General features: G+C 66.5%; 13 protein-coding genes. 12 read left to right on the top strand and 1 reads right to left on the bottom strand.

Annotation, left to right across the window (positions count from 1 at the left end; all coding sequences use genetic code 11):
* The coding region (locus A5766_RS07295; RefSeq protein WP_156527402.1) for a DUF222 domain-containing protein at nt 1–908 on the bottom strand (908 nt) is incomplete at its 3' end.
* Between the two features lie 222 nt (nt 909–1,130).
* Here A5766_RS07295 and hisD point away from each other — a divergent pair.
* The 12 genes from hisD to A5766_RS07235 all read left to right on the top strand — a co-directional run bounded on the left by hisD (nt 1,131) and on the right by A5766_RS07235 (nt 10,933).
* Entirely contained in the window at nt 1,131–2,468 is a 1,338-nt protein-coding gene (hisD, locus tag A5766_RS07290) for a histidinol dehydrogenase (protein ID WP_064904072.1), read from the top strand.
* Nucleotides 2,465–3,625 (top strand): histidinol-phosphate transaminase, encoded by a 1,161-nt coding sequence (locus A5766_RS07285; protein WP_064904064.1) that lies wholly within the window; start codon nt 2,465–2,467, stop codon nt 3,623–3,625. The genes hisD and A5766_RS07285 overlap by 4 nt, the downstream gene beginning before the upstream one ends.
* Nucleotides 3,622–4,245 (top strand): imidazoleglycerol-phosphate dehydratase HisB, encoded by a 624-nt coding sequence (gene hisB, locus A5766_RS07280; protein WP_064863649.1) that lies wholly within the window; start codon nt 3,622–3,624, stop codon nt 4,243–4,245. The genes A5766_RS07285 and hisB overlap by 4 nt, the downstream gene beginning before the upstream one ends.
* A complete protein-coding gene (hisH, locus tag A5766_RS07275; RefSeq protein ID WP_064863648.1) occupies nt 4,242–4,883 on the top strand; it encodes an imidazole glycerol phosphate synthase subunit HisH in 642 nt (213 codons plus the stop codon). The genes hisB and hisH overlap by 4 nt, the downstream gene beginning before the upstream one ends.
* A complete protein-coding gene (locus A5766_RS07270) occupies nt 4,880–5,146 on the top strand; it encodes a hypothetical protein (RefSeq protein WP_005208455.1) in 267 nt (88 codons plus the stop codon). The genes hisH and A5766_RS07270 overlap by 4 nt, the downstream gene beginning before the upstream one ends.
* Before the next feature lie 104 nt (nt 5,147–5,250).
* Nucleotides 5,251–5,994, top strand: coding sequence for a bifunctional 1-(5-phosphoribosyl)-5-((5-phosphoribosylamino)methylideneamino)imidazole-4-carboxamide isomerase/phosphoribosylanthranilate isomerase PriA (priA, locus tag A5766_RS07265; protein WP_064863646.1), 744 nt, complete (start codon nt 5,251–5,253; stop codon nt 5,992–5,994).
* Nucleotides 5,991–6,893 carry an inositol monophosphatase family protein gene (locus A5766_RS07260; protein WP_064904062.1) on the top strand — a complete coding sequence of 301 codons (903 nt, stop codon included), beginning with the start codon at nt 5,991–5,993 and terminating at the stop codon, nt 6,891–6,893. The genes priA and A5766_RS07260 overlap by 4 nt, the downstream gene beginning before the upstream one ends.
* On the top strand, nt 6,890–7,690 hold the full coding sequence (hisF, locus tag A5766_RS07255) for an imidazole glycerol phosphate synthase subunit HisF (protein ID WP_005208458.1): 801 nt from the start codon (nt 6,890–6,892) through the stop codon (nt 7,688–7,690). Before A5766_RS07260 ends, hisF begins: the two co-directional genes overlap by 4 nt.
* Before the next feature lie 4 nt (nt 7,691–7,694).
* Nucleotides 7,695–8,120 carry a phosphoribosyl-AMP cyclohydrolase gene (hisI, locus tag A5766_RS07250; RefSeq protein WP_005208459.1) on the top strand — a complete coding sequence of 142 codons (426 nt, stop codon included), beginning with the start codon at nt 7,695–7,697 and terminating at the stop codon, nt 8,118–8,120.
* A 124-nt stretch (nt 8,121–8,244) separates the two neighbouring features.
* On the top strand, nt 8,245–8,424 hold the full coding sequence (locus A5766_RS07245) for a tautomerase family protein (RefSeq protein ID WP_005179191.1): 180 nt from the start codon (nt 8,245–8,247) through the stop codon (nt 8,422–8,424).
* Nucleotides 8,421–10,061 (top strand): anthranilate synthase component I, encoded by a 1,641-nt coding sequence (locus tag A5766_RS07240; protein ID WP_064904060.1) that lies wholly within the window; start codon nt 8,421–8,423, stop codon nt 10,059–10,061. Before A5766_RS07245 ends, A5766_RS07240 begins: the two co-directional genes overlap by 4 nt.
* Nucleotides 10,058–10,933, top strand: a complete 876-nt coding sequence (locus tag A5766_RS07235; RefSeq protein WP_064863644.1) for a TIGR02234 family membrane protein — start codon at nt 10,058–10,060, stop codon at nt 10,931–10,933. Before A5766_RS07240 ends, A5766_RS07235 begins: the two co-directional genes overlap by 4 nt.
* The last annotated feature ends 26 nt before the right edge of the window (nt 10,934–10,959 follow it).

The following is a 10,959-nucleotide window of genomic DNA, read 5'->3' as shown; positions in this document are numbered from 1 at the left end:
TTGCGTTGGGCGGGTGAGCGTTGATCCCGCAACGCCGCCGCCGCGACCTGCTCAGCATTGGCGGTGGTGATCGGACCGACAGGTGAGTCGGGGTCGTCGGGGTTGTTCATGCCGGGTTTGGCCCACGAGTCCAGCACGGTGTCCAGCCGGGCTCGGGCGATCGGATCGAGATCGGCGGTCAACCGCGACATGAGTTGTGCGTTTTGCCGGTTCACCCACAAGCGGCGTCGACGTTTGCGGTCTTTCGGGTTGGTCAGCGTCCCATCCGGATCCAGATGCGCCAACAATCGTGAACCCAAATTAGTGATTTCGGCGGGCGTGAACTGGACCGCATACCCGGCCATCTGTGCTTCGGCGGCCGCTTTGGTCTCGGCCGACACCTCACCGGGGATCGCTTCGAGCACTTCCAGTACCGCGCGGACGTGTGCTCCGGCGACGCGTCCTTCCACGACGTAGCCGGCCAACGTCGGGCACGCGGGTGGCAGGCGGTCGCCGCAGATTGTGGTGAACGTGCCGGTCGCCGCGATCACCCGATACCTAGCGGCCGGATCACCAATATGCAAACGCTGCCCCATGAAATTCCGGATATCGCGGAAACCCAAACCGTGGGGCAGATCCCGGTCAGACGCTTCCACAATCAAACGGTCCGTGACCGCACCCGCCGTCCGCAGCGCCAACCGTTCCGCCTCAACCGTGGCTTCCACCAGAACGTCGTCGGACACCAACGACACATCCACCGTCGCCAACTCATCCAACACTGCTGCCAGGCGTGACAGTTTCTCCGCGACCACGGCATCCGCCGACCCCACCGCAGCAGAGGCCAACGCAGCAGAGGCCAACGCAGACGACCCCAAAGCCGAAGGCGCGCCACCGGTTCCGCCGTCGCTCGGTTTACTGTTGCTGTTCACGTGCCGCCACCCCCGCCCCACGTCGTGTCGAATATGTGTTCTACACTACCCGACAATACGGACACGGTCGAGGAAAAATCGAAAGAAGTTTCGACACCCTGTGATCGGGTCGCCCGGGTCGTATTGCCTCGCTACTGCCGTACTGCCGACGGACCGCATTCGGAAACCAGTGGTGCCGCCGCATATCCTGGACACATCAACCCGACCGATCAGGAGACACCCATGCTCGCCCGAACCGACCTGCGCGGTAGCTCGCCGACGCTCGCTGAGTTGCGTCGCGCGTTGCCCCGTGGGGGCACCGACGTCAATGCCGTGCTGGATACGGTGACGCCGGTGGTGCATGCGATCGCCGACCGCGGCGTCGAGGCAGCACTCGAGTACGGCGAGAAGTTCGATGGCGTGCGTCCGTCGAGTGTCCGGGTTCCCGCCGATGTGATCGCCGATGCCCTGGCGAAACTCGATCCGGCCGTCGCTGATGCGCTGCGTGAGTCGATCACCCGCGCCCGGCTCGTACACGCCGACCAGCGTCGTACGACGTCGCGCACACAGGTCGTCGACGGGGGAGCCGTCAGCGAGAAGTGGATTCCCGTCAGGCGTGTCGGCCTGTACGTACCCGGCGGCAACGCTGTCTATCCGTCGTCGGTCATCATGAATGTCGTCCCTGCGCAGGAGGCGGGCGTCGGATCGCTCGTGGTTGCGTCACCTCCGCAGAAGGATTTCGGCGGTTGGCCGCACCCGACCATCCTCGCGGCGTGCGCACTACTCGGCGTCGACGAGGTCTGGGCCGTCGGTGGTGCGCAGGGCGTTGCGCTCCTCACTTACGGCGGTACGGATACCGACGGTGCGGTCCTCGATCCGGTCGATCTCATCACCGGTCCCGGCAATATCTACGTCACGGCAGCCAAGCGATTGTGTCGCGGACTCGTCGGCATCGATGCCGAGGCCGGACCCACCGAGATCGCCATCCTCGCCGACGATTCGGCTAACCCGTCCTTCGTCGCCGCCGACCTCATCAGCCAGGCGGAGCACGACGTTCTCGCGGCGTCGGTGCTCGTGACCGACAGCGTCGCCCTTGCCGACGCCGTCGACGCAGAACTCGACCGCCAGGTCGCCGAGACCAAACACCGCGAGCGGGTCACCACGGCGCTCAGCGGCAAGCAGTCGGGCGTCGTGCTCGTCGACGACGTCGAGGCCGGTCTTGCCGTGGTCGACGCATACGCGGCCGAGCACCTCGAGATCCAGACGCGCGACGCCGCGCAGGTCGCCGATCGCGTGCACAACGCCGGCGCGATCTTCGTCGGCGACTTCGCGCCGGTCAGTCTCGGAGACTATTGCGCGGGATCGAATCACGTTCTGCCGACATCGGGTTCGGCCCGGTTCGCGTCGGGTCTCTCGGTGCAGACCTTCCTGCGTGGCGTGCACGTCATCGACTACGACGAGGCGGCGCTGCGCGACGTCTCCAACCAGGTGATCACCTTGGCGCAGGCCGAAGACCTTCCGGCACATGGCGATGCGATCACCCGCAGGTTCTCGGGGGTTGTTGCTGAGGCCGCCAAGTGACGCCCGCAGCTACAGGCGCTCAAGTACCCGGAGCCCAGATTCCCGGAGCCCAGATCACCGTCGATGATCTTCCGCTGCGCGACAATCTGCGCGGTAAGAGTGCTTATGGCGCACCGCAATTGAAGGTGCCTGTCGTTCTCAACACCAACGAGAACCCGCACCCACCGTCGCCAGAACTGATCGCAGACGTCGCTGAGTCGGCCGGCGCCGCTGCGGCAGAACTGCACCGTTACCCAGACCGTGACGCCGTCGCGCTGCGTAGCGACCTCGCCGCCTACCTGAGCGCAGCCACCGGAACCCACCTCGGCGTCGAAAATGTCTGGGCGGCAAACGGTTCCAACGAAATCCTGCAGCAGCTCCTGCAGGCTTTCGGTGGCCCTGGTCGTGCGGCGTTGGGCTTCGTGCCCAGCTACTCGATGCATCCGATCATCTCGGACGGCACCGACACCACCTGGCTCGAGGCCAAGCGCAGCTCCGACTTCTCTCTCGACATCGACTACGCGGTCGGCGAGATCTCCGCACGACGCCCCGACATTGTCTTCGTGACCTCTCCCAACAACCCGACGGGAGCGTCGATCTCGAACGACGGGCTCCGGGCCATCGTCGACGTCGCGCCCGGGATCGTGATCGTCGACGAGGCGTACGCGGAGTTCTCCGAGCAGCGCAGCGCTGTCGAGTTGATCGACGAGTTCCCGACGAAGGTCGTCGTCAGCCGCACGATGAGCAAGGCGTTCGCCTTCGCGGGCGGTCGGCTCGGGTACCTCGCGTCGTCGCCGGCAATCGTCGACGCCCTGCAGCTGGTACGGCTGCCGTATCACCTGTCGGTGCTCACGCAGGCCGCTGCGCGAGCGGCGTTGCGCCATGCCGACGAGACGCTTGGCGGAGTCGCGAAGATCATCGCCGAGCGCAAACGCGTCGTCGCCCACCTCGAGAAGGCCGGATTCGACGTCGTCGACTCCGACGCCAACTTCGTGCTGTTCGGCCGCTTCGCCGACGCTCCGGCATCGTGGCAGCGATACCTCGACAACGGCGTGTTGATCCGCGACGTCGGAATTCCCGCGCATTTGCGTGTCACGATCGGATTGGCTGACGAGAACGATGCGTTCCTCGACGTCAGCAGAAAGCTCGCCACCACAGATCTGGAGAAGTCACAGTGACCACCCCGGCACCGCGTATCGCGCGCGTCGAGCGGACGACCAAAGAGTCGTCGATCGTCGTCGAACTCAACCTCGACGGCACCGGCGTGACGGCGATCTCGACGGGCATCCCGTTCTTCGACCACATGTTGACCGCTTTCGGCGCTCACGGCAGCTTTGACCTCACCGTTGAGGCGAAGGGCGACGTCGAGGTCGAGGGGCACCACACCATCGAAGACACCGCGATCGTGCTCGGTCAGGCACTTGGTCAGGCACTTGGCGACAAGAAGGGCATTCGACGCTTCGGCGACTCGTACATCCCGATGGACGAGACGCTCGCGCACGCCGTCGTCGACGTGTCGGGCCGACCGTACTGCGTCCACACGGGCGAACCCGAGCACATGTTGACCGCGGTCATCGGCGGATACCCCGGCGTGGCCTACTCGACGGTAATCAACCGGCACGTCTTCGAGTCCATCGCGCTGAACGCACGTATCGCGCTGCATGTGCGTGTGCTCTACGGCCGCGACCAGCACCACATCACCGAGGCCGAGTTCAAGGCGGTCGCACGCGCGCTTCGTGCGGCGACCGAGGCCGACCCGAGAGTCAGTGGAGTGCCATCCACCAAGGGCGCTCTATGAGTACGACGAACATCGTCGTCCTCGACTACGGCTCGGGCAATCTGCGCTCGGCCCAGCGCGCACTGGAGCGCACGGGCGCCGACGTCACCGTGACCAGCGACTTCACCGCAGCGCTGGAAGCCGACGGATTGGTCGTGCCAGGTGTCGGTGCGTTCGCGGCCTGCATGGACGGGTTGCGCGCGGTCCACGGCGACCGGATCATCGGACGACGCCTCGCGGGTGGACGCCCGGTGCTCGGCATCTGTGTCGGCATGCAGATCCTGTTCGAGCGCGGCGTCGAATTCGGTGTGGAAGCCGACGGCTGCGGAGAGTGGCCGGGAACGGTCTCGCGGCTCGACGCTCCCGTGCTGCCGCACATGGGCTGGAACACCGTCGAGGCTCCGACGGACTCGACGCTGTTCAAGGGAATCGACCCGGGCACCCGCTTCTACTTCGTGCACTCGTACGCGGCGCAGACGTGGGAGATGGACAACGTCGGATCGCCACTGGCCGCACCGGCCCTGACGTGGGCCGAACACGGCAGCCGTTTTCTCGCGGCGGTCGAGAACGGCGCGTTGAGCGCCACACAGTTCCACCCCGAGAAGTCGGGCGACGCGGGAGCAGAATTGCTGCGTAACTGGGTCGGGAGCATCGCATGAGCGCGTCCGACGGTGTGCCCGAGCGCCCACACTTCTCCTACGGGCGGTTCGTGACATTCGTCTTGGGTTCCGGAGTGCTCGTGCTGGTGATCGGCATTCCGATCATTCTTGCGCTGGCACACTGGTCACCGGTGGCAGGTTTGGTCGCCGCGCTGCTCGTGGTGCTCGCGATGATCGGGACGATCGGCTGGATGTCGCGGCGGATCATCGGCAACTACGAGCGCAAGGTGCGCGCCCTCGACGAGGGAAACGCAAGCCCCTGACCCGGCGCGCGAGCGCGGTCACCCACTAAACAGTCCGAGATCACCAGCCCGTACGAGAACTACAGACCCGTACGAGAACAAACAGACAGGAAAGACCTCACGTCATGGGGAAGACCCTCGAACTCCTACCAGCCGTCGACGTTGCCGATGGACAGGCCGTTCGGCTCGTCCGCGGTGCGGCGGGCACCGAAACCGCTTACGGCTCGCCCCGCGATGCCGCGCTGGCATGGCAACGCGACGGTGCCGAGTGGATTCACCTCGTCGACCTCGACGCCGCGTTCGGTCGGGGCAACAACCGCGAACTACTCGCCGGTGTGGTGGGCGAACTCGACGTGAAGGTCGAGTTGTCCGGTGGCATCCGCGACGACGAGTCCCTCGAGGCCGCACTGGCGACGGGCTGTACCCGCGTGAACCTCGGTACCGCTGCGCTCGAGAACCCCGAGTGGTGCAGGCGCGCGATCGCCACGTACGGCGACCGCATTGCCGTGGGACTCGACGTCGTCGCCGACGGTGATTCGTATCGACTGCGTGGTCGGGGATGGGTCACCGACGGCGGTGATCTGTGGGAGGTACTCGCGCGACTCGACGGCGACGGCTGCGCGCGCTACGTCGTCACCGATGTCAGCAAGGACGGCACGCTCGGCGGGCCGAACCTCGATTTGCTCTCCGAGGTCACCAAGGCAACCGACGCGCCTGTCGTCGCGTCGGGTGGTGTGTCGGCGCTCGGCGATCTCATCGCCATCGCAGGCCTGGCCGACCAGGGTGTCGAGGGCGCGATCGTCGGCAAGGCTCTGTACGCGGGGCGATTCACCCTGCCTGACGCTTTGGCGGCGGTCGGTAACCTGTGACCACCGGTTCCGGCCTGGATCTGCCCGCACTCCTCGAGGTGGCGGGCAGCATTCTCGACGGTGTGTCCGGCGAGTTCGTCGCCGGACTCGGCGCGCCCAGTGCGGTTGTGAAGGGTGCGACCGACTTTGCGACCCAGGTCGACCTCGACCTCGAACAACGCATCCGACGAGAACTCACCGACCGGACCGGAATCAACGTGCACGGCGAAGAATTCGGCGGACCTCCGGTGACCGACGGTGCCGTGTGGGTCCTCGACCCGGTCGACGGAACGTACAACTATTCGATGGGCATGCCGCTCACAGGCATCCTGCTCGGACTGCTCGTCGACGGTGAGGCGGTACTCGGTCTCACATGGCTGCCGCTGACCGGACTGCGCTACGCCGGTCACGTCGGAGGTCCGCTGTACCGCAACGGCGTCCCGATGGCCGCGCATCTTCCGACGACGCTCGCCCAGACGGCCGTCGCGTTCGGACCGTTCAACGTCAGTCACGGCGGTCGCTACCCCGGGGCTCGTCGAGCGCAACTACTCGAAGCGCTGAGCGTGCGAGCGGCCCGACTGCGTATGACGGGCAGCACCGGCGTCGACATGGCGTACGTAGCCTCCGGAATCTTCGGTGCCGCAATAGCTTTCGGTGCACATGCCTGGGACAATGCCGCCGGCGCCGCCCTGGTGCGTGCCGCAGGCGGGCTCGCCACAGACCTCGCGGGCAACCCGTGGACGGCGTCGTCACCGTCGCTGGTGACCGCGATGCCCGACGTGCACCGCGAGCTGATGGCCGTGATCGACGACGTCGGCGTGTGGTCCGGCAGCGACATCACCAGCACCACTACCGACCCCCGCACAGCGCAGCACGGCAGCCCCGAGCGCCCCGGCGCAGACGACAGGACTTCTCGATGACCCTCGCAACTCGCGTGATCCCGTGCCTCGATGTGGACGACGGTCGGGTCGTCAAGGGCGTCAACTTCCAGAATCTCCGCGACGCGGGCGACCCCGTCGAACTCGCCGCGCGATACGACGCCGAGGGCGCCGACGAGTTGACCTTCCTCGACGTCACCGCGTCGAGTTCGGGGCGCGCCACGATGATCGACGTGGTGCACCGCACCGCCGACGCGATCTTCATCCCGCTGACCGTCGGAGGTGGCATCCGCACGGTCGACGACGTCGACGCGATGCTGCGTGCAGGCGCCGACAAGGTGAGCGTCAACACCGCGGCGATCTCGCGCCCCGAGGTGCTCGCCGAGATGAGTCGACGGTACGGATCGCAGTGCATTGTGCTCTCGGTCGACGCCCGAACGGTTCCCGACGACGCAGAGCCGACGCCGTCGGGGTGGGAGGTCACCACACACGGCGGACGCAAAGGCACCGGAATCGACGCCGTCGAGTGGGCGCAGCGCGGTCAGGAACTCGGCGTCGGCGAGATCCTGTTGAACTCGATGGACGCCGACGGCACCAAGCAGGGCTTCGATCTGCGGATGCTGGCCGCGGTTCGCGCGGTGGTCGACGTCCCCGTGATCGCCAGTGGTGGAGCAGGCAAGGCTGTCGACTTCGCGCCAGCGGTGCTGGCGGGCGCTGACGCAGTGCTCGCCGCATCGGTGTTCCACTTCGGTGAGCTCACGATCCCAGAGGTCAAGGGTGCGATGGCAGCAGAAGGCATCGTCGTACGTACCGAACGCGACACGGAAGGGCAGGTCTGATCGCATGGCACTCGCGCCGGAACTGACCGCACAGCTCAAACGCAACGCAGACGGACTCTTCGCCGCCGTTGCCCAGGAACGCTCCACCGGGCAGGTGTTGATGGTCGCGTGGATGGACGACACGGCGCTCGAGCGGACACTCGCGACTCGTCGTGCCACCTACTACTCACGCTCACGCCAGGAGTACTGGGTCAAGGGCGATACCAGCGGACATACACAGTACGTGCACGACGCTCGTCTCGATTGCGACGGCGACACGATCCTGCTGATCGTCGACCAGGTCGGGGCCGCCTGCCACACCGGTAACCACAGCTGTTTCGACACCCCGTCGCTGGCCTTCGACGTCGACGATGACCAGACCGACGACCAGCACGTCGACGAGCGCAGCGAGGACCAGAAAATCGACGGGGCGGGCGCGGCGTCGAGTTGATGCCTGGGACAATCGTCGGGGAGAAGCTCTCCCCACAGCTCCGCACTCCACGAGCTCGAAGGTCGCACGACGCTGCGGCCTCGAACCCGACGCGGACCAGCCGACGGAAGGCGGTGACGCAGTCATGCCACTGATCCAGATCTCGCAGACCCCAGGTCTATCCGACCGGGTCAAGCGCGAGACCATCGCGGCGGTAACCGAGGCGTACGCGAAGGCCACCGGCAAGAACCCGGATTCGGTATGGGTCACCATCACCGAGGTGCCCCGCTCACAGTGGGGCGTCGGCGGCGAGCCCCTCGGATGAGCGGCGAACACACACTCGCGGCCGCGACCGACGAGTCGCGGAGCAGCTCGGCGTCGAATACGAACGCTGATACGACGACGCTCGAGCAGTTCCTCGATCTCGCGTCCGACCATCGCGTCGTGCCCGTGACGCGTAAGGTGCTCGCCGATTCGGAGACGCCGCTGTCGGCGTACCGAAAACTGGCGGGTGAGCGGGAGGGCACCTTCCTGCTCGAATCCGCGGAGAACGGCCGATCGTGGTCGCGGTGGTCGTTCGTCGGCGTCGGCGCGCCGTCGGCACTGACCGTTGTCGACGGCAAGGCCGCGTGGTGGGGGACTGTTCCCGCAGGCGCTCCCGTCGACGGCGATCCACTCACCGTGCTCGCCGAGTCGCTGCGCTTGCTCGCCACGGATCCTTTCCCCGACATGCCGCCGCTGACCGGTGGGTTCGTCGGCTTCATGGCGTACGACATGGTGCGCAGACTCGAGCGTTTGCCGGAGACAACCGTCGACGACCTCGGCCTTCCCGACTTGATGATGCTGTTGGCGACCGATCTTGCCGCCGTCGACCATCACGAGGGGAGTATCACCCTCATCGCGAATGCGGTGAATTGGGACGGCAGTGCCGAACGTGCCGAGGAGGCGTACGCCGACGCCGTTGCCCGACTCGATGCGATGACGCAGGCGTTGGCCGCACCCGCACCGTCGACCGTGTCGCGCTTCGACAGGCCTGCACCCGATTTTCGTGTGCAGCGCACCCGTGAGGAGTACGGCGAGATCGTCACCGGCCTGGTCCGCGAGATCGAGGCGGGCGAGGCGTTCCAGGTGGTGCCGTCGATGCGCTTCGAGATCGACACGGACGCCGACCCGCTCGACGTCTACCGCATCCTGCGGGCCTCCAACCCGAGTCCGTACATGTACCTGCTGCGCATGCCGGGCGTGGGCACCGACGACAGCGGTGCACCTCGAAAGCCCTTCACGATCGTCGGATCGAGCCCAGAGGCGCTGGTGACGGTGACCGACCGGGTTGCCACGACGCACCCGATCGCCGGTACGCGCTGGCGCGGGGCCACCGAGGAGGAAGATCAACTCCTCGGGAAGGAACTCAGCGAGGACGAGAAGGAGAACGCCGAGCACCTGATGCTCGTCGACCTCGGCCGCAACGACCTCGGTCGCGTGTGCGCCCCGGGCACCGTCAAGGTCAGCGACTACCGCCACATCGAGCGGTACAGCCACGTGATGCACCTCGTGTCGACGGTGTCGGGGACGCTGCGCGACGACAAGCATGCGCTCGACGCTGTCACCGCGTGCTTCCCCGCGGGAACGCTGACCGGTGCACCCAAGGTGCGGGCAATGGAACTGATCGAGGCCATCGAGAAGACACGACGTGGCCTGTATGGCGGAATCGTCGGCTACCTCGATTTCGCGGGCAACGCCGACACCGCCATCGCGATCCGCACCGCACTGATGCGCACGGGCATCGCGTACGTGCAGTCGGGTGGCGGCGTGGTGGCCGACAGTGAAGCCGACTACGAGTACAACGAGGCCCGCAACAAGGCCACCGCTGTTCTCAACGCGATCGCGGCGGCCACGACGATGCGTCGCGTCGGCGTGGAGAGTGGCGGCGTGGAGAGTGTCGGCGGGGAGAGTGACCGATGACCGTTCCTGATCCTGAACGAAATCCCAGCGCTGAAGGGCCCGGTGTCGAGGGTGCTGAGGCAGTAAGTGCCGCGGACCGAGAGAAGCAGGCGGCGCGGGCGCAGCGTCGAACAAAGCTCCTCGGGTCGATACTCCTGGCCGCGGCGGCACTCGCATTCTGGATCGCCTCGCGCCTGACGTGGGCAACGGTGCTCGCGGCCGACGGGCTGTCTCCGGCGCGGACCTTCGACGTCAAGGGCAGCGACTGGAGCCCGTGGCTCACGCCACTCGCGCTGGTGTTGCTTGCGGCGATCCTCGCGGCGATGTCGCTGCGCGGGTGGGGTTTGCGCATCCTGGCGCTCCTCGTTGCCGCAGCGGGTGTGCTCGCTGCCTTCCCAGCGATCTCGCTTGTCATGGGCGGAACGAACGACACGTATGCCGCCACTGCCGCAGGTCTGAACGATCGATACGTCGTGCAGTTGGTGACCACGCACAACTGGGTCGCCGTGGTTGTCCTCATCGGGTCGCTGTGTGCCGTCGCAGCAGGGGTTCTGCTCATGCGTGTCGCGTCCGGTGCGGGCATGTCGTCGAAGTACAAGACCCCCGCCGCGCGACGCGAAGACATCGAGCGCGAGATCTTCGCAGAACACAAGCGTCGCCAGGCAGCCGAATCAGCCCAGACCGATAAGAATGCCCAGGCCGGCAAGGATGCCCGGACCGCGAACGCTGCCTCGTCGGAGGGGTCGTCGCCAGTGCAGAAGGGCGCTGCGGCAGACGATTCGGCGGAGTCAGTCGGCTCGACGGGCGATCAACCCGATGCGCCCGATGCTCCCAACGAGCGCATGCTCTGGGACGCTCTCGACACCGGGATCGACCCGACAGATCAACGATGACGAAAACCACAACCCGCTCCCGGCGC

The sequence above is a fragment of the Gordonia sp. 852002-51296_SCH5728562-b genome, from assembly GCF_001665475.1.
GTDB lineage: Bacteria > Actinomycetota > Actinomycetes > Mycobacteriales > Mycobacteriaceae > Gordonia > Gordonia sputi.
Note: the sequence above shows the minus strand (reverse complement) of the source record. Positions and strands in the feature narration are given on the sequence as shown.